This window comes from Actinomadura roseirufa (assembly GCF_900659635.1).
In the GTDB taxonomy this organism is placed as follows: Bacteria; Actinomycetota; Actinomycetes; order Streptosporangiales; family Streptosporangiaceae; genus Spirillospora; species Spirillospora roseirufa.
Genome location: NZ_CAACVB010000040.1, coordinates 1 through 17,838, shown reverse-complemented (window position 1 = coordinate 17,838; position 17,838 = coordinate 1). Strand labels below are relative to the sequence as shown.

Below are 17,838 nucleotides of genomic sequence, written 5' to 3'. Positions count from 1 at the left end.
CGTCAGCGGGGGTTCTTCGAAGTGCCGGGCGTGGTCGTCTGCGCGTTGCCCGGACGGGTCGTGGCCGGGGTGGGCGTCGCCGTCGCCGTCGGCCTGCTCGTGGAGTGCGGCGTCGACCGGGACGTCGGGTTCGCGGCGGTCCTGCGCCTTCCGGTGGGCGTGGCCGCCGGAACACCTGGCCGCCGCGCCGCGGGCACCGGCTTCGGAGCGCCGCGCTTGATGGCCTTGCCCTCCGCCCGCCCGGGCGCGTGCTCCCTCGGCCGCGTCTTGCTCGTGCGATGCTCGCGGGGCTGGTCGTGCCAGGCCGTCAGCGGGACGTCCGCGCCGGTCGCCACGCCCATGCCGAGCGCCCCGAGGAACACCGCGATGAGCGCCGCGGCGGCCACCCCGAGGCGGCGGCCCACGCGCTGCCGCCGGCCGCTCAGGTCGACGAAGACGGGCGAACCCGGGGCCGTCCCACCGCCGTCCGGGGCCGGTGCCGCGGGGGTGTCAGGGAGCGGCTCCGCGGGCGCGGCGGGCGCCCCGTCCACGGCCGGCGACTCGTCCGGCACCGGACGCTGTGCGGGGGCATCGCTGATCATCTTTACCGTCACTTCGCGCGGTGGAGGGAACCGGCCCGGAAGCGCTCTGGCCTTGGGCGTTCACACCTTCAGCGCCGGACCCGGGCTTCCCGTCACATCAAACCGGAAATCCCTGCACAATGTGGCGGTGACAAAAGCGGAGGCGCGAGGAGAAGGTACCGGGAAGGAGGACGAGCTCGACCATGCTCTGCGGGCGGCACAGCGCGGCGACGAGGCGGCCTTCCGGTTGCTCTACCGCGACGTCCAGCCCCGGCTGATCCGCTTCGCGGGCGCGCTCGTCGGCGCGGACGCCGAGGACGTCACCTCCGAGGCATGGCTGCAGATCTCCCGTGACCTGCCCGCCTTCCGCGGTGACCTGGACGGATTCCGCGGCTGGACCGCGACGATCACCCGGCATCGCGCCCTGGACCACCTGCGCCGCAAGTCCCGCCGCCCCGCCGCCGACCTGCCCGTCGAAGAGCTGGTCACGGTCGCCGCCGAGGCCGACACCGAGTCGGTCGCCCTGGACGGCATCGCCACCGAGGACGCGCTGCGGCTGATCGCCGGACTGCCCCGTGACCAGGCCGAAGCCGTCCTGTTGCGCGTGGTGATGGGCCTGGACGCCAAGTCGGCGGGCAAGGTCCTCGGCAAGCGCGCGGGCGCCGTCCGCACCGCCGCCTACCGCGGCCTGCGCCGGCTGGCCGACCGCCTCGCCGCCACGGGCGACCCCCGTCCTCCGGCCGCCTCCACCGTCGTCCCGGCCCCGCGCGCCGCCCCTACCGCGCCGGAGCGTCCGCCCGCTGACCAGGCAGAACAGCCGATTCCCGTGACGCGTCCGGCCACGGGCGCCCCATCACCGGGTGCGCTGGGACGTCCGGCGCACCGTCCAGAGGAGCGCGGACCGGACGAGCGCGAGCCAGGCGGCGCGGCCCGTCCGCAGGTCCGTCCTTCCGCACCGCGGACGGGCGCGGCGGACCGTCCATTACCCACCACAGAGGGTCCGGCCGCAGCCGAAACGGAACGCCGACCGGCTGGTCACAGCGCGAATAACTGGCCACTTCCGGTCGTGACGAACGACACGCACTCGGGCGTGGCGAGCCGCCCGGCCGCCGATGCCAGCGCTCGCCCGAGCGCCTCCACGGCAGGGGATCCGCTCCCGGACGGGCCGGTTCGGGATGCTCCGGCCGCGACCGGAGGTCCGGCCCCCGCCGAAGCGGTAGACGCTCCGCCGGGTGGAGCGGACCGTTCAGCGCCCGCCGCCGTGCCCGATGAGACGGGTTCGCCCCGAGGGGAGCCGGAGCGACGATCGCCTGGTGTCGAGGGTTCGGTTCAGGCTGCCGCAGAGGGCTCGTCCGTGGGCGAGGCGGAGCGGCAGGGGCCGGGTGCTGAAACTCGTCCCGAGGACGGAGAAGCGGGCGAGGAGCAGAGTTCCGCTGGTGCAGCCGGACGTCCTGACCCCGGGGCGGTGGCCACGAGTGCATGTCCGGCCTGTGCCGAGGCGGAGGCGGTCTCCGAGGGTGAGGCGAAGCACGAGGCGTCGGGCGCGACACCCTCCGGTTCTAGCGCGGACGGTGAGAGTGGGCGCGCGGCCCAGGATGAGGCGGAGCCGTCCTTCACCGTGGTCTGTCCCATAACCGGCGTGCCGATGAAGGCGGCGGCCGAGAGGGTGCCGTCCGATGGGCCCGGCGGGGCCGGGGTCCCGGCGTCGAGGGGGGCGGTGAAGACCGGAGGCGGCTGCCCGTCCGGGGGGACGGCGGGGGCGATTCCCGTGTGCCGGGGTGACAAAGGCGGCGGGAGCGGCGCTGAAGGTGTGAGATGAACGACTACCACGGGGCCGGACGGCTCGATCCCCGGACCGCCGAGCGGCTGCTCGACGGGGCGGTGTCCGACGTTGCCCGGGATAGGGGCGCCCTGCGGACCGAGGACGTTCCTCCAGGTCCCGTGGGGCTGCGTGAACTGCTGGCGGCCGCCGCCGCGCCCGCCGCCCCCGAAGAGCTCGCGGGCGAGGACGCGGCCGTCGCCGCGTTCGTGTCCGCACGGTCCGCCCAGGCGCCCAGGCGGGCGCGGGCGTACAGGCCCCGCGTGGCCCGGTTCGTGACGGTCAAGGTCGCGGTCGCCTCCGTCGTCCTGGCCGTGGGCGGCGGGGTCGCCGTGGCGGCGGGCACCGGCCACCTGCCCGGCCAGGAGCCGACACCGGCGCCGACGCACCGTCCGCCGCGGATCATCGACGACCGGTCGTACGGACCGCTCCGGTCGAGCGGCCCGTGGTCGCCGCCGGCGCCGGGGACGCCGCCCACCAGCCCCACTCCCAGGTCGAAGCAGGACGAGGGCACCGACGGCAAGGGCAAGGACGGCGAGAAGAAGACCAAGGAGCCGAAGCCCAAGAAGTCAAAGAAGGCCAAGAAGCCGAAGAAGCACGAGCAGAACGGCGACGACGGCGGACCGAACCAACCGGGCGACATGAACGATCCCGCGGGTCCCGGTGGACCGAAAGCCCCGGACCAGCAGAACGGCCCGGACCAGCAGAACAGCGGCTACGGCGGCGCGCCCAGCCCCACACCGGACGGGAACGACGGCAACGGCAGCAGCCCCTCACCGGACGTCGCTCCCACCGACCAGCCGAGCGCCAAGAGAGCCGGCGCCCACCCCGACCGCCGGCAGAGCGACCAAGGACGAGGCCACAACAAGGCCCCCCACCCCCGCGGCAAAGCCCACTAGAACACCGCCCCCGAGCACCTGACCCGCCGGGAGACCACGGCAAAGGGCCACAACCTGAAAGACCAGGATCCCAAGCCCCGTAGAGGGACGATCCTCAGCCGTCACGCGAGCGCATGACCTCCCCGGGGCCGGGACCGCAACGAGCCCGACTTGGAAGGTCTTGAAGGCCAAGGGCGGGGGCACGGCCAAGGACCACGACCTGAAAGACCTGGATCCAAGGCCCGTTTGACCATGGTCCTCGGCCGTCACGCGAGCGCGCCCCCTGAGCGGCGGGGCGATGCCGAAGGCGAGCCCCGCCGGGAAGATCGCGAAGCGATTCGCGCTCGCACAAGAACGGTCACGGGCGAGCCGCCAGGCGAGCTCGTGGGCCGGGCTTGCAGTGAACACAGCGCGCTCGCACCAAGATCGGTCACGGAGCGAGCCGCCAGGCGAGCGCAGTGGGCCGGGCTTGCAATAAGTTCAGCGGACCTTGGGGACGTCGCCGAACAGGGCGCCGACCGCGCTCCAGCGGTGGAGCTGGCAGCCGTTCTGCCGGGTGAAGCGGGTGTCGATCCGCTTGCCCTCCCAGGTGCCCTTGACCGTGGCGATCTCGGGACCGCCGTAGATCTCGGTGCAGATCTGGTCCTTGGGCACGGGCTTGAAGGGTTCCTTGGTCTTGGCGAGCGCCGCGCAGGCGTCGGCGGCCTTCGGGTGGTCGCCGCCCGTGGGGGCGCAGTTGAGGGTCCAGGTCTTGGCGGGGGCCTGCGCGGAGGCCTTGACCTGGATGGTGAGCGCGTCCGCCGGCGGGCCGGAGGGCTGGACGGTGGCGGGCCCCGAGGGTCCGTCGGCGAAGTGGCTCGTGGACTGTTCGTCGCCGCAGGCGGCCAGTGAGAAGATCATGGCGAGGCCGGGCGTCGTGAAAAGGAGCGTCCGATACCGCATACGTGATTCGACGCGGCGGGGGTTCGCGCGGTTCCATGGGGGTGTGATGATTTTCGGGGACGACGTGCCGGCGGTGGTCGCGGCGGACGTTCCGCAGGACGCTTACCTGCTGGATGTCCGTGAACAGAACGAATGGGACGCGGGGCACGCGCCCGCGGCCGTCCACATCCCCATGGGTCAGCTGGGCGACCGGGCCGCGGAGGTTCCGCGCGACCAGGAGGTCTTCGTGATCTGCCGGTCGGGGGCGCGGTCGGCGCAGGTGACGGTCGCGCTCAACCAGGCGGGGTGGCTGGCCCGCAACGTCGACGGCGGGATGAAGGGCTGGGCCGAGGCGGGCCGTCCGATGGAGAACGGCGGCGACGGACCCCCGTACGTGGCCTGACCGCTTTCAGGGTTTTGTGTCCCTGTACCATCGGTTCGACCGATATACGCGGGAGCTCGGGCCAGACCGGGCTGAGAGGGCGGCTTCAGGGTGCCGCCGACCGCCTGAACCTGTCCGGGTAATGCCGGCGTAGGGAGCGTGACCCCCCATGACGTCCGCCGTTGACGAGCGCCCGCGCGACGAGGTGCCGTACACCCTCGACGAGCCGGCGCCGAAGGTCCTCGGGTTCTGGGACCAGAGCGCCTTCTGGGCGAACCTCGGCGTCAGCCTGTTCGCGTTCTCCGGCGCCTACACCGTGCTGGCCCCCGACGCGGACGGCAAGCCCACGCTGTCGATCGTCGCGGGGATCGTCGCGATGGCCGTCGGGACGATCCTGGGCGGGTTGATGCTCGGCCTGGCCGCGGCCCCCGGCGCGCGGACGGGCCAGCCCGCGATGGTGCTGCTGCGGGGGCTGTTCGGAGCGCGCCTGTCGTACGCGCCGACCGTCCTCAACGTGGCCCAGCTCATCGGCTGGGGCACGTTCGAGCTGATCGTCATCGCGGACGCGGCGCGCGCGCTCTGGGACGGCGTCCCGCGCTGGACGTACGTGGTCGTCGCCGGAGTCATCACCACCGTGCTGACCATCTGGCCGTTGGGCTCGGTGCGCTTGCTGCGCCGATACGTGACCGTGGCCGTGATGGTCGCGCTGGTGTACTTCTACGTCCAGCTCGTGCGGGAGCCGCTGCCCGATCTCACGCAGGGGTCGTGGGGCGGGTTCTGGATCGGGGCGGACGCGGCGCTGGCCGTGTCCATCTCGTGGGTGCCCGTGGCCGCCGACTACACACGGCACGCCCGGAGCGCGCGCGGGGCGTTCGGGGCCGCGTCGATCGGCTACTCCGTCACGCAGATCATCGCCTATGTCCTCGGGTTGCTCGCCCTGGCGCTCGTCGCGGGCGACTCCACGAAGGTCTTCGACCCGTTCCTGGGCGTCACGCTCGGCGTGCTGTTCTTCGCCGTGTTCGTGCTGCGCGAGGCGGACCAGTCGTTCGCGAACGTGTACTCGACGGCGGTCTCGATCCAGAACCTCGTCCCGCGCGCCGACCGCCGCGTCCTGACCGTCGTGCTCGGGGCGGGCATCACGGTTCTCGCGTTGGTGCTGGACATCGGCGACTACGCGGGCTTCCTGTCGCTGATCGGCTCGGTGTTCGTGCCCATGCTGGGCGTCCTGGCAGCGGACTTCTTCGTCGGCCGCGGCCGCCGCGCCGAGACGGACACGCCTGCCCCGGCGGACGGTCCGGCGGACGGCTCGGCGGACGGCTCGGCGGTCGTGCGCGGCTGGGACACCTCCCGCACGGCACCGTCCCGGTGGGGCATGGTCGTCGCTTGGGCGGCGGGGATCGTGACCTACCAGCTGATCAACCCGGGCACGGTCAGCCGGTGGGCCGGCTTCTGGACGGATGTGCGGGACGCCCTGCACTTCACGCCGCAGAGCTGGATGAGCGCCTCGCTGCTGTCGTTCCTGGTGGCCGCCGCCGTCGCCCTACTCGCCGGTAGGTTCGTTCGCCCCGGACGCTGAGCGGAACGTCGCCGACGGCCCGCGGATCCGCCGTTCTTGGCTGTTTTCGACGTCTCCAGGCCCCTGAAGTGGTGTTCTTCCGCCCACCGCCGAGCAGCGGTGGGAACTTTTCGGCATGGGTTGCCCGGCGCCGCCCCCGGGTCCGGTGGCACCATGACAGGCGTGCAGCACCACGTCCACGATCCGATCGCGCGCGCCGTCATCGAGAGCGCCGCCGACGCGATCGTGGCCGTCGACCAGCGGCACCGGGTCACGGTGTGGAACCCGGCGGCCGAGCGGATGTTCGGCTGGTCCGCCGACGAGATGGTCGGGCGCGTCCCGCCGATCGTCCCGGACGAGCTGAAGGCCGAGCACAACGCCGTGCAGGAGCGGCTGCTCACCCGGCGCGCCGGGGAGGGCGAGAGCGCGCAGATCTCCATCGCGACGCGCCGCTTCCACCGCGACGGCCGGCTGATCGACGTGCGCATCGACACGAGCCTGCTGAAGGACCCCTCGGGCAGGCCGCTCGGCTGGGTCGGGGTGTACCACCCGGTGGAGGACGACGAGATCGTCCAGCACCACATGGCGGAGCGGGCACGGCTCGTCCGGCGGCTGAACGACATCGTCGCCGACCTCAACGCCGAGCTGGACCTCGGTACCGTGCTCGACCGGATCACCACCGCGCTGATCGAGCTGACCGGCGCCGACGCGGGCGGTTTCGTCCGGATCGAGGGGGACCGGCTGCGGCTGGTGACCATCTCCGGGCTGCCCGAGCACCTGCGCGGCACGTCCGCCGAGCTGCGTTCGAGCCTGGTCGGCGAGCTGCTGCGCTCGGGCAAGACCGTCAAGCTCGCGACCGGCGACCGGCGCCTCGGCGATCTCGTCTGGTCCGAGCTGGAGGGCCTGCACACGATCGCGCTCGGCCTGTCCTACCTGCAGAACCGGCCGTACGGGGCGCTGTACGCGCTGTTCGCCGGGCGCAACGCCGGGCACACCGAGCTGGAGCTGCTGGAGCTGCTCGCCGGGCACGCCGGGGTCGCGGTCGGCAACGCGGTCGCCTACGCCGAGGTCGTCCGGCAGCGGGCGCACGAGCGCGCGGTGGTCGACTCCAGCGCGGACGGCATCGCGGTGCTGGACCACGACCTGGTCGTCCGGCAGTGGAACCCGGCCGCGCACGTGCTGACCGGCATCGCGCCGGAGGAGGCGATCGGCCGCCCGCTGCCGTTCGCCATGCCCGCGCTCGGCGAGGACCTCACTTTCCCGCTGGAGTCGGGAGTCTGGCTGAACGTGCTGGCCGCCGAGATCGAGGAGACCGGCGAGCTGGTGGTCGACTTCCGGGACGTCTCGGAGGCGAAGGCGCTGGAGGAGGCCAAGGACCTGTTCCTGGCCACCACCAGCCACGAGCTGCGCACGCCGATCACCGTCGTGCAGGGTTTCGCGTCCACGCTGGTCAACCGGTGGGACGAGCTGACCGACGCCGACCGGCGCGCCGCCGTCGCGACGATCGCCGAGCGGGCCCAGTCGCTCGGCCGGCTCGTGGAGCATCTGCTGCTGGGGTCGCGGGCGGGCGCCGACGAACTGGCCGTCACGATCGAGACGTTCGACCTGAGCCGGGTGCTGGAGGGCGTGGTGGCGGGTTTTCGGTCACTGTCGGATCTGCACCGCGTCGAGCTGGAGATCGCCCCCGGCCTGCCCGCCGCGCGCGGCGACGCGATGGCGACCGACATCGTGCTCGGACAGCTGCTGGAGAACGCTTTCAAGTACTCGCCGGACGGCGGGACGGTCCGCGTCCGCGCCCGCGCGGAGGGGCCGGACGTGGTGGTGACGGTCGTGGACGAGGGCATCGGCATCGCCCCGGGCGACCACGAACGGATCTTCGAGCGTTTCGTCCAGGGCGAGGCGGGCGACCGGCGCCGTTTCGGGGGTATCGGGCTCGGCCTCTACATCGTGAAACGGCTCACCGAGGCCCAGGGAGGGACGATTTCGGCCCATCCGGCCAAGGTTCACCGTGATGCATTTCACACGAAGGGTCATGAGCAGGGAGAAGGCGGGGCGAGATTCTCAGGCTCGACCGGCACGTGCATGCGGCTCGTCCTCCGGAGCGCTCCATGAGGGGCCCGGGGAGCCGCGGTCCGGCGGTCACTGACCGTACGGAGACAGAGGTCGCGTGGCCGGGTGAGCCCGCCGTGGCCCCGCTTTTCGCGATCTTGACTGGTGGGAACGCAGACCCCTGCGGGAAAGGGCGGTGCCGCGCCGGTGTGATGGACGAAACGCGCGCGTGAGGAGTAACCGGCCGTTGGCTGGATAGATCCATTGTTGGCCGTCGTTGGGGATGGGATTCCATTCCGACGCCGCGAACGGGGGGTGATCACCGTGACCGGATGCCCGATGACTCGTTGTGCAGGTGGCAAACTGGGGCGTCCAGGTTTCCGGTTCGTACCATCAGGGCATTTCGGTCGTACCGGAAGAGCGGCGGCGGGTCTCGTCCGAGTCAGCGGAAGCACGGGGAGGTGAGGGCGTCGAGCGTCGTACTGCTGCCACACGCACCGTCCAGTGTCGCGGTCGCCCGCAGGCGCCTCAGCTCGGAACTGGTCGCGTCGGGCGTCTACGAGTCCATCGTGGACGATGCCAGCGTCATCGTCAGCGAACTCATCAGCAACGCGCTGCGGCACGCGCGGCCGCTGCCGTCGGGGCAGGTCAGGGTCTGCTGGCTGCGCCGCGGTGACCTGCTGGAACTTGAGGTCAGCGACGGAGGAGCCATGACCGAGCCGCGCCGCGGCCCCGGCACGCTCTCCTCGCTCGGCGGGCGCGGCCTGGGCATCGTCGAGGCCCTCTCCGAAGGCTGGGGCGTGCGCCACGAGGACGGCGCCACCACGGTCTGGGCCATCCTGCGCGCCCCCCGCTCACCGCAGGGCAACGGCGTCGTCTCACCCACGGGCGCGCACGCCGTCGCCCCCGATCAGGTCGAACTGCCCGATGTCCTGGACGAACCGGACGGAGGGCTCTTTGACGGCACCAGGTTCGGAGCCGCATCGACTAGGGCATACCCCGCGTAGAGGGACCAACCTCGCACCCGGTAGGGTCCTCGCAAGCTCGGGCGCTGTCGTGCCCCCGTCGACACCGCCCGAGCGCCATCTTTATTGCAAGCTCGGCCCACTTCGCTCGCCTAGCGGCTCGCTTCGTGACCGGGCTTGTGCGAGCGCGAATCGCTTCGCCTGCGGGTGTCCCTTGGTGGGCACGCTCAGGTTCCCTTTGGAAGCTGTCCTGAGGGCGTGCCTGACAGATGAGCCCCTTGGACAGGTTGGGCCGGGGTCATGCTGGCGGGTCTCTGAGGATGGGGCAGGACATGCACCTGGGGCCGCCTCGGCCGGTGCCCAGTTCGCTGCCGCTGATCCGGATGACCTCGATGCCCGCCGCTTCGAGCTGGGCGTTCGTCTCGATGTTGCGTTCGTAGGCCACGCAGAGTCGCGGCGCGACGGCGAGGGTGTTGTTGCCGTCGTCCCACTGCTCGCGCTCGGCGGTGACCGGGTCCAGCCCGGTGTCGATGACCTTCAGGCGGTCCAGGCCCATCGCGGTCGCCGCCGCCTCCAGGAACGGGCGCGACTCCGTCACCCGCAGGTCGCCGCCGTCCAGCGTGACCGTGTAGGCGGTCAGCGAATGCGCGACCGGCGGGTACATGACGACCGTGTCGGTGTCGACCATCGTGCACACCGTGTCCAGGTGCATGGTCGCGCGCTCCTGCGCGATCGGGACGGCCAGGACGGTGTGGGCCAGCCCCGCGCCGATCACCTGCCGGGCGAGCCGCTCGACGCCCGCCGGGGTCGTCCGCTCGCCCGTCCCGACCGCGATGACCCCGGGGCCCAGCAGCAGGATGTCGCCGCCCTCGACATGCTCCAGCTCCGGCGAGTACACCGGCCGGAGCCCGTCGAACCGGGGGTGGTGGGCGTAGATGAGCCCGGTCAGCGCCGCCTCCCGGCGGCGCGCGGGCATCGCCAGGCTCGTCACCGCCACCCGGTCGCCGATCCACGCGCTGTTGTCGCGGGTGAACAGCAGGCCCGGCAGCGGGTCGACGATGAAGTCGAGCCGGTCCATCAGCCGGTAGACGAGGCCGTGCCCGGCCTTCAGCTCCTCGTGCGCCAGCCCCGCGATCAGCGTGTGCGCGAGGTTCTCCGGGTCGAGGTCGCGCAGGTGGGCCTCGACGACGCGGCGGAGCTGGTCGCCGAGCCGCAGGTCGAGGACCGCGTCCGCGATCGCCCGCTCCCGCGCCGCCTCGTACTCCAGCGCGTCCTGGAGCAGCTCCGTCACGTACAGCACCTCGACACCACGCGACCGCAACGCCTCGGCGAACGCGTCGTGCTCCTCCTGGGCCCGGCCCACCCACGGGATCGCGTCGAACAGCAGCTTGTCGCTGTTGCGGGGAGTGAGCCGCTTCAGCTCCGCTCCCGGACGATGCAGCAGGACGGTCCGCAGCCGCCCGACCTCACTGGTGACCCTGTGCTCGTGCGCTGTGGTTTCCGTCACGTCCGAAATTCTAGGCGGGGCTTGATCGGAACGAACCCCCGGACCGGCGCTGTGGCACGATTCGGGAGTGATCGGCAGGAGCGCCGCCCTTCCGCTGCACCTGGCGGCCGCGACGCCGCTGCGGGTCTCCGCCGAGGGCGTGGCGACGGCGCTGATCCTGACCGTCCAGGCCCGGACGGGCCACGCCGCGACCGCGGGCTACCTGCAGACCGCGATGACGCTCCCGTACGTCCTGAGCGGCCCCGTCATCGGGCTCGCCCTCGACCGGGCGGCGCGGCCGCGGCGGATCGCGGTGGCCCTCGCCGCCTGCTACGCCGCCGCGACGGCACTGCTGCTGATCGTGGCGGGACGCGTGCCGGCGGCCGTGGCGCTGCCGGTCGCCGCAGCCGTCGGCTGCACCGAGCCCGTCGTCGTCGCGCTGACCTCCCTGCTGCCGCGGTTCGTCCCGGCCGGCCGGCTCGCCCGCGCGTACGGGCTGGAGGCGTCCAGCTACAACCTCGCCGCGATCGCGGGCCCCGGCCTCGCCGCCGTGGTCGCCGGAGCCGCGGGCGGGCGGTACGCGGGCGTCGCGATCGTGTGCAGCGCCCTCGTCGGCCTGCTGGCCCTCCCGCTGCTGCCGTTCCCCGGCACACCCGAGGAAGAGGACGAACCGGACGGTCCGGGGTGGCGTCAGGCGGTCGCGGGCGGCCTCGTCGTGCTCGCCGAGGGGCGTGTCCTGCGGGCCGTGACCGCGGCGACGACGCTGGCGTGGACCGGTTTCGGTGGCGTCGCGGTGAGCGCGGTGCTGCTCGCCGGACACCTCGGCGCCCAGCCGAGCACCGGCGGGCGGCTGCTGGCGGCGATGGCGGCCGGCATGCTGCTCGGCTCCCTCGCGGCCAGCCGGTGGCTGACCCCCCGGCACGCCCAGGCGGTGCTGTTCGGTGGGCTGGCCGCGTTCGGGGCGTCCCTGGCCGCCCTCGCCGCCGTCCCGTCGGTGCCGTGGGCGGTGGCCGCGTTCGCCGCCGCGGGCGCGTTCGAGGGCCCGGTGTTCGCGGCGACCCTGATGATCCGCCAGCGCGAGTCGCCGCCGGGCCGGCTCGGCCAGGTGAACACCACCGCGGGCAGCCTGAAGATCGGCGCGTCGGCGGTCGGCGCCGCGCTGACCGCCGCGTCCGCCGACGCTGCCGGGCCGGTCGGCCTGTTCCTGGCGATCGGGACGTTCCAGGTCGCGGGCGCCGCGCTCGGGCTCGCCATGCTGCGCCGTCCCGCGCCCGGAAAATCGGTCGACTTCGCCGCGCCCGGCTCGTAGCGTGCGAACCATGTTCTTCGCAGCCGGCACCCGGACGCTCGCGGACCACGGTCCGCTGAGCGCGGTGCCGGCTGCCTTCCCCACGGCGGCGCACCTCGCACTGAACAACGCCGCCGACGACGGCGCGCGAAGCTGACCCCTCTCCGTCCCGCCCCCGGAGAACCAGCGGAGGGGGGTCGGGACGGACCGCGAGCCCCGCACGCCCCCGCGAGGGGGCCGGCGGCGCACGCGCGGGTTCTCACGATCCGTATGGAGCACGAGTGAGGACGAGACCATGGCCAAGCGGCTGTACGAGCGCGACAAGCCCCACCTGAACATCGGCACGATGGGGCACGTCGACCACGGCAAGACCACCCTCACCTCGGCGATCACCAAGGTGCTCGCCGAGCGCGGGCTGGCCTCCGCCGTCCCGTTCGAGGGCATCGACCGCGCCCCCGAGGAGCGCGACCGAGGCATCACGATCAACGTCGCGCACGTCGAGTACGCGACCGCGACCCGGCACTACGCCCACATCGACATGCCTGGTCATGCCGATTACATCAAGAACATGCTCGCCGGGGCCGCGCAGGTGGACGGCGCCGTGCTCGTCGTGTCCGCGCAGGACGGCGCGATGCCGCAGACCCGCGAGCACATCGTCCTGGCGCGCCAGGTCGGCGTCGAGCACGTCGTGGTCGCGCTCAACAAGTCCGACATGGTGGAGGACACCGAGCTGCTCGACCTCGTCGAACTGGAGGTACGGGACCTGTTGTCGGAGTACGGATTCCCCGGAGAGGAGGTTCCGGTGGTGCGGGTGTCCGGCCTGCGGGCACTGGAGGGCGACCCGTACTGGACGGCCCGGATCGTCGACCTGCTCGACGCGATCGACGCGTACGTGCCCGTCCCCGAGCGGATCCTGGACCGGCCGTTCCTCATGCCGGTGGAGAACGTCCTCACCATCACCGGGCGCGGCACGGTCGTCACCGGTGTCGTCGCGCAGGGCGCGGTCCGCCGCGGGGACGCCGTCGAGGTCGTCGGGTTCGGCGAGACGATCGCCACGACCGCGACGGGGCTGGAGACGTTCGGCCGCTCCATAGAGCACGCCGAGGCGGGTGACAACACCGCCGTGCTCCTGCGCGGGGTCCACCGCTCGCAGGTGCGCCGCGGCCAGGTCGTCGGCACCCCGGGCACGATACGTCCGCACACCCGGTTCCGGGCCCGGGTCCGGGTGCTGACCGCCGCGGAGGGCGGCCGGAGCGGGCCGTTCTTCCACGGCTACCGGCCGCAGTTCCACTTCCGCACGGCGGACGTGCCCGGCGCCGTGGACCTCGGCGGCGACGGCGCCATGGCCCTGCCCGGCGACTCGGTCGAGATGGCCGTGGAGCTCGGCAGGCCGGTCGCCATGACCGAGGGCCTCGGCTTCGCGATCCGCGAGGGCGGCCGCACCGTCGGCGCCGGGACGGTCGAAGCCGTCCTCTGAACGGGATCGGCCGGGTGCTCGCCTGAAGGGCTCGCACCCGGCCGATTCACGGTATGGATTCGCTGGTCAGACGCTCGTGTGCGCGGCGCCGTCCCAGAGAGGCCCGGCCCGGCATGGTCCGCTGAGCCGTTTCCCACCCGGGTGCCTGACGCGAATGTACGGCCACTTTGGGGGATTTCTGCTGGTGTGGTGGTTTTGAGGCGGGAGCCGGGGGCGGGGTACGGTGAACGCGCGTGACGGTGGGAGTGCTGGGATTTGTCACATTCCGCGCACCCGCGGTCGCGAACGGCTGGCGGAGCCGATCTTGATGTGGTGGGATTTCCGCATCGCCCCCGCAAGTACCGTTCCACACTTCCTGGAGAACGTGTGCGATCTCCCCGCGCCCTGATCCCCCTCCTCTCGGTCTGCGGAGCCGCCGCGGTGGTCACCGCGGCGGGCGCCGGCGCCGCCATCGACGGCCTGTCCGGCAGCGGCCCCGCCCACGCCGACGGGGAACGCCGGGCGCCCGCGGTGACGATCAAGGCGATGACGTGGAACGTGTGCGGCGGGGCGGCGGTCGGCTGCCCGCTCGGCGCCCGTCCCGCCGAGCTCTCCCGGCGGATCGCGCTGCAGCTCAACAACGTCGAGGTCGGCGGCCGAAAGATCCGGACGAACGTGGCCCTTCTCCAGGAGGTCTGCGCGGGGCAGGTCGAGACCCTGAAGAAGAGCGGCCGGTTCGGCACATGGAGCTGGGCGTTCGCGCCGTTCACGCGTGGGCCGTCCTGCGCGGACGGGCAGGGCCGCCTCGGCGTCGCCGTCGGCACGGAGGCGGCGCTCAGCGGTGTCCGGCAGTCCCGGCTGCCGTCGCCCACGCGGATCGGACGCGTGGCACTGTGCGGGGACGTCGCGTCCTGGGGCGTCCGGGTGTGCGCGACCCAGTTCAGCTCCACCGACGACCCCGGCGGCCAGTGGCGCCGCAAGCAGGCCCATACGCTGGCGTCCCTCGCGGGCGGCGGACGCGTCGTCGTCGGCGGTGACCTCGCCGACGAGCCGGGCGCGCCGGCCCTGGACACCCTGTACCGCGACTACTCCGAGTGCGACCAGGGCCCCGGACCCGCCCGCACCGGCGCGAAGACCGTCCAGGACTGGCGGGGCGCGGCCGTGCAGAAGACCGACTACCTGTTCCTGTCCAAGACGACCGGCGTCTCCTGCGGCGTGCCCGTGAGCGCCGTCCGGTCGTCCGACCACCGCCCAGTGTCGGCGGTGATCCGTTTCCGCCAGGGCGCCGAGTCCCAACGCTGACCGCGCGTCCCCCAGGGGACCTCGGCCGTGAAAGCATGCCGAGCATGGACGGGACCTCCCCGTACTTCGTCATAGGCGACGGCTACGCGCTCCACCAAGGTGCCGTCCTGGAGGGCGCGCTCCATCGGCACGCCGCCTTCCAGGTGGCCATCGGCGTCCACGACGAGGTGGCCAAGGACGACGCGTCCGGCACCACGGCGCGGCGCTGATCGTGCCGCCGATGGCGGGTCACCGGCTGCTCCCGGCGGGGACGCTGCGGACCTTCTTCATCGAGCCGCACTGCGCGTTCGCCGACCGGCTGCGGCCGCTGTGCGGCGATGGCATCAGCCCGCCCCCGGGACTGAGCGCCCTGCGCGAGGAGGACGTCCGGCCCGCCGGCCGCCGCCCGTCGAACGATCTCGACGGGCGGCTGGTGGAGGCGATGCGCGCGCCGGCGGACGAGCGGATCCCGCTGACCGCCGTGGCCGCCGGGGTCGGGCTGTCGCCCCAGCGGCTCCGCGCCCTGCGCGGCTCAGCCGCGGCGCGCCGTGGCTGCACCACGCGCAAGGCCAGGCGCATCAGCCGGGTGCGCTGCGCCCCGAAGTCGGCGATCACCAGCCTGCCGCCCGGCCGCAGGGTCTCGCGCATCGAGACGAGGATCGCCCGCTTCATCGCCACGGGGCACTGGTGGAGGACGAGGCTGGACACGACGACGTCGGCGGTCCCGGCGGCCACGACGTCCGTCAGCGCGTCGCCCATCCCGGTCCGCCACTCCACCGCGCCGGTGCCCGCCGCCTCCGCCTTGCGCCGGGCGCGCGCGAGCACCTCCGGGTCGGGGTCGACGCCGATCACGCGGGCTCCGGGCTCGACGTCGTGCGGGAGCAGGGCCAGCGACCCCGTGCCGCAGCCGACGTCGACGACGACGTCGCCGGGCCTGAGCGCCGTGTGCATGACGAGCATGCTCCGCCAGAGGCGTTCCCGCGTCAGGGCGATCACGGCGTCGTAGACGCGGGGGAGAGAGAAGCGGCCCAGGGCGGGGGCGGCCTCGGCGTCACGGAAGCGCGCCTCAGTGGACGGCGCGGTCCCGGCCTCCCCAGTAGGGGGCGCGCAGCTCCCGTTTGAGGATCTTGCCCGTGGGGTTGCGGGGGATCGCCTCGCGGCGCTCGACCGAGGTGGGGCACTTGAAGTGCGCGAGCCGCTCGCGGCAGTAGGCGACGAGCGCGGCGCCGTCCACGTCCCCCGACAGCACGACGATGGCCTTGGGCGTCTCGCCCCACCGGTCGTCGGGGACCCCGATGATCGCGCAGTCGCTGACCGCCGGATGGCCCATGAGCACGTTCTCGATCTCGGCCGGGTAGATGTTCTCCCCACCAGAGATGATCATGTCTTTGACGCGGTCGTGGATGTAGAGGTAGCCGTCCTCGTCGAGGTAGCCGGCGTCGCCCGTCCGGAACCAGCCGCCCGGCAGCAGCGCGTTCGCGGTCTCGGTGGGCATCCCCCAGTAGCCCTTCATGTTCTGCGGCGACCGGCACAGGATCTCGCCGACCTCCCCGGCCGGCAGCTCCCTCTGCGTGGCCGGGTCGGCGATCCGCAGCGTGCAGGACGGGTTGGGCAGCCCCGCGCTGCGCAGCCGGCGCGGGTGCGGGCCGTCCGGGTCGTGGTCGGCGTGCGGCAGCGAGGTGATCGCGCCCGTCGTCTCCGTAAGGCCGTAGACCTGCATGAACTCCGTGGTGGGCAGCATCCGCAGGGCACCGCGCAGGACGTCCTCGCTGATCGGGGACGCTCCGTAGAGCAGCACCCGCAGGCTCGACATGTCGGCCTCGGCCACCTCGGGGATCAGCTGCATGAACCGCAGCAGGGCCGGGACGAGGAAGGTGTGCGTGACCCGGTACCGCTCGATCGCCCGCGCGAGCGCGGCGGCGTCGGGCTCGCGCGCGATGACGCCGGTGATGCCGTCGAAGATCACGCAGATGGTGAGGGCGCTGCCCGCGACGTGGTACATCGGCATCGCGACCAGCAGCACGGTGGTGTCGTCGATGTCCCAGGTCTCGTTGCTCAGGGGCAGCGCCGCGTTGAAGTTGTCGTGCGTCAGCATCACGCCCTTGGGCAGGCCCGTGGTGCCGGACGAGTAGAGCTGGACGAACACGTCCGAGGTGGCGGCCGTGTCCATGCCGTCCGGACGCGTGTTCTCCGCCGCGTCCACCCAGTCGGCGTAGTCGAGCCGGCCGTGCCCCTCGCCGCCGATCACGACGAGGTGGGCGGTGTGCTCCAGTTTCTCCGCGACGGCGTCTAAGACCGGGACGAACTCGGAGCCGGTGATGAGCACCTTCGCGCGCGCGTTGTTGACGATGTAGGCGACCTCGGCGGGTGCGAGCCGGTAGTTGATCGGCACCTGCACCGCGCCGACGCGCGCCGCGCCGAACAGCTGCTCGGCGTACTCCAGGGAGTTCTTGTCGAGGATCGCGACGCGGTCGCCGCGGCCGACGCCCGCCGCCGCCAGGGCGGCGGCGGCGCGGTCGACGCGGCGGTCGAAGTCCCGGTAGGTGACGCGGACGTCACCCACGATGAACGCGACACGATCGGGATGCAGGTCCGCGCGCTCGCGCAGAACCTCGGTCAGACCCTGCACGAAAGGTCCCTTCGCCGCCGGCCGCCATGGTGTGGGGGCATCATGCGGTCAACGGCGAAGGCCCGGCAAGGGTTGGGAGCCGCTCCGTCTAACGGCTTTTCGTCAACTTCGAGACGGCGGTCACCGCCATCACCACGACGACGGCGACGAGGCCGATGAAGAAGAAGAGCTTCAGCATGGAGAAGATGGCGCCGATCACGCTGGTCACGAGCCAGATCGCGAGTACGACGCCGACTATGGTCAGGATCGTCTTTGCCATGGTCCCCACCGTAGCCGCCGCCTCGGACGGCGGGCATCAGCCTCCGGAACGACCTTCACAGGGCTCGGGCGGGCCGTTCGGCGGAGAGCCACCCTGAGGTTCCCCGAGGCTGGACCCTGACCCCGCCCGAAATTGAATCACTTCCTGGCGGGGCCCGATGCAGACATGTCGACAAAGCGGTATATCGCCCAACCTTTTCCCGATGATCAGAGAGCCGTTTCCATCCTGGGAAGGCTGGTCACGAGCTGGCTGCGGTTCGCCGGTTGTGATCGCCAAGTAGTGAAGCTCCCGGTAGATGCGGAGTCGACCA

The 17,838-nt window shown here is 72.6% G+C and carries 17 protein-coding genes and 1 riboswitch; of the genes, 11 read left to right on the top strand and 6 right to left on the bottom strand.

The window, feature by feature from the left end; translation table 11 throughout:
- Positions 1 to 2 precede the first annotated feature (2 nt).
- On the bottom strand, positions 3 to 581 hold the full coding sequence (locus E1291_RS43880; RefSeq protein WP_242614096.1) for a hypothetical protein: 579 nt from the start codon (positions 579 to 581) through the stop codon (positions 3 to 5).
- 127 nt (positions 582 to 708) lie between these two features.
- Here E1291_RS43880 and E1291_RS44590 point away from each other — a divergent pair, with 127 nt between their 5' ends.
- On the top strand, positions 709 to 2,379 hold the full coding sequence (locus E1291_RS44590; protein WP_278045253.1) for a sigma-70 family RNA polymerase sigma factor: 1,671 nt from the start codon (positions 709 to 711) through the stop codon (positions 2,377 to 2,379).
- Positions 2,376 to 3,278, top strand: a complete 903-nt coding sequence (locus E1291_RS11830; RefSeq protein ID WP_131737807.1) for a hypothetical protein — start codon at positions 2,376 to 2,378, stop codon at positions 3,276 to 3,278. Before E1291_RS44590 ends, E1291_RS11830 begins: the two co-directional genes overlap by 4 nt.
- Before the next feature lie 459 nt (positions 3,279 to 3,737).
- Here E1291_RS11830 and E1291_RS11825 read toward each other — a convergent pair whose 3' ends face one another.
- Positions 3,738 to 4,199, bottom strand: a complete 462-nt coding sequence (locus E1291_RS11825; RefSeq protein WP_131737806.1) for an SSI family serine proteinase inhibitor — start codon at positions 4,197 to 4,199, stop codon at positions 3,738 to 3,740.
- 49 nt (positions 4,200 to 4,248) lie between these two features.
- Between E1291_RS11825 and E1291_RS11820 the strand changes: the two genes are divergently transcribed.
- From E1291_RS11820 to E1291_RS11805, 4 genes are all read left to right on the top strand, one after another.
- A complete protein-coding gene (locus E1291_RS11820; protein ID WP_131737832.1) occupies positions 4,249 to 4,581 on the top strand; it encodes a rhodanese-like domain-containing protein in 333 nt (110 codons plus the stop codon).
- A gap of 38 nt (positions 4,582 to 4,619) precedes the next feature.
- Positions 4,620 to 4,734, top strand: a riboswitch (TPP riboswitch).
- The gene (locus E1291_RS11815; protein WP_131737805.1) at positions 4,730 to 6,136 is read left to right on the top strand and encodes a purine-cytosine permease family protein; all 1,407 of its coding nucleotides are present in this window, start codon (positions 4,730 to 4,732) and stop codon (positions 6,134 to 6,136) included. Its footprint overlaps the riboswitch before it by 5 nt.
- 153 nt (positions 6,137 to 6,289) lie before the next feature.
- The gene (locus E1291_RS11810; RefSeq protein WP_131737804.1) at positions 6,290 to 8,227 is read left to right on the top strand and encodes a sensor histidine kinase; all 1,938 of its coding nucleotides are present in this window, start codon (positions 6,290 to 6,292) and stop codon (positions 8,225 to 8,227) included.
- Between the two features lie 398 nt (positions 8,228 to 8,625).
- The gene (locus E1291_RS11805) at positions 8,626 to 9,171 is read left to right on the top strand and encodes an ATP-binding protein (RefSeq protein ID WP_242614092.1); all 546 of its coding nucleotides are present in this window, start codon (positions 8,626 to 8,628) and stop codon (positions 9,169 to 9,171) included.
- Positions 9,172 to 9,427: 256 nt separating this feature from the next.
- Here the strand turns inward: E1291_RS11805 and E1291_RS11800 are convergent, their stop codons facing one another.
- Positions 9,428 to 10,636 carry an arginine deiminase gene (locus E1291_RS11800; protein WP_131737803.1) on the bottom strand — a complete coding sequence of 403 codons (1,209 nt, stop codon included), beginning with the start codon at positions 10,634 to 10,636 and terminating at the stop codon, positions 9,428 to 9,430.
- Between the two features lie 67 nt (positions 10,637 to 10,703).
- Between E1291_RS11800 and E1291_RS11795 the strand changes: the two genes are divergently transcribed.
- From E1291_RS11795 to E1291_RS41935, 5 genes are all read left to right on the top strand, one after another.
- The gene (locus tag E1291_RS11795) at positions 10,704 to 11,924 is read left to right on the top strand and encodes an MFS transporter (protein ID WP_165495080.1); all 1,221 of its coding nucleotides are present in this window, start codon (positions 10,704 to 10,706) and stop codon (positions 11,922 to 11,924) included.
- A gap of 10 nt (positions 11,925 to 11,934) precedes the next feature.
- The gene (locus E1291_RS44585) at positions 11,935 to 12,060 is read left to right on the top strand and encodes a hypothetical protein (RefSeq protein WP_278045252.1); all 126 of its coding nucleotides are present in this window, start codon (positions 11,935 to 11,937) and stop codon (positions 12,058 to 12,060) included.
- A 138-nt stretch (positions 12,061 to 12,198) separates the two neighbouring features.
- Complete coding sequence (gene tuf, locus E1291_RS11790) at positions 12,199 to 13,380, top strand: elongation factor Tu (protein WP_131737801.1); 1,182 nt, start codon at positions 12,199 to 12,201, stop codon at positions 13,378 to 13,380.
- A gap of 366 nt (positions 13,381 to 13,746) precedes the next feature.
- Positions 13,747 to 14,661: an endonuclease/exonuclease/phosphatase family protein gene (locus E1291_RS11785; RefSeq protein ID WP_131737800.1), complete on the top strand. Its 915-nt coding sequence runs from the start codon at positions 13,747 to 13,749 to the stop codon at positions 14,659 to 14,661.
- Positions 14,662 to 14,705: 44 nt separating this feature from the next.
- Positions 14,706 to 14,870 (top strand): hypothetical protein, encoded by a 165-nt coding sequence (locus E1291_RS41935; protein ID WP_165495079.1) that lies wholly within the window; start codon positions 14,706 to 14,708, stop codon positions 14,868 to 14,870.
- 19 nt (positions 14,871 to 14,889) lie between these two features.
- On the opposite strand, the gene E1291_RS43870 is transcribed toward E1291_RS41935, so the two are convergent.
- The 3 genes from E1291_RS43870 to E1291_RS41930 form a co-directional block, all read right to left on the bottom strand.
- Entirely contained in the window at positions 14,890 to 15,636 is a 747-nt protein-coding gene (locus E1291_RS43870; RefSeq protein ID WP_278045251.1) for a class I SAM-dependent methyltransferase, read from the bottom strand.
- A gap of 70 nt (positions 15,637 to 15,706) precedes the next feature.
- Positions 15,707 to 17,269, bottom strand: coding sequence for a long-chain-fatty-acid--CoA ligase (locus E1291_RS11775; RefSeq protein ID WP_131737799.1), 1,563 nt, complete (start codon positions 17,267 to 17,269; stop codon positions 15,707 to 15,709).
- Between the two features lie 88 nt (positions 17,270 to 17,357).
- Positions 17,358 to 17,528 carry a hypothetical protein gene (locus tag E1291_RS41930; protein ID WP_165495078.1) on the bottom strand — a complete coding sequence of 57 codons (171 nt, stop codon included), beginning with the start codon at positions 17,526 to 17,528 and terminating at the stop codon, positions 17,358 to 17,360.
- Positions 17,529 to 17,838 lie beyond the last annotated feature (310 nt).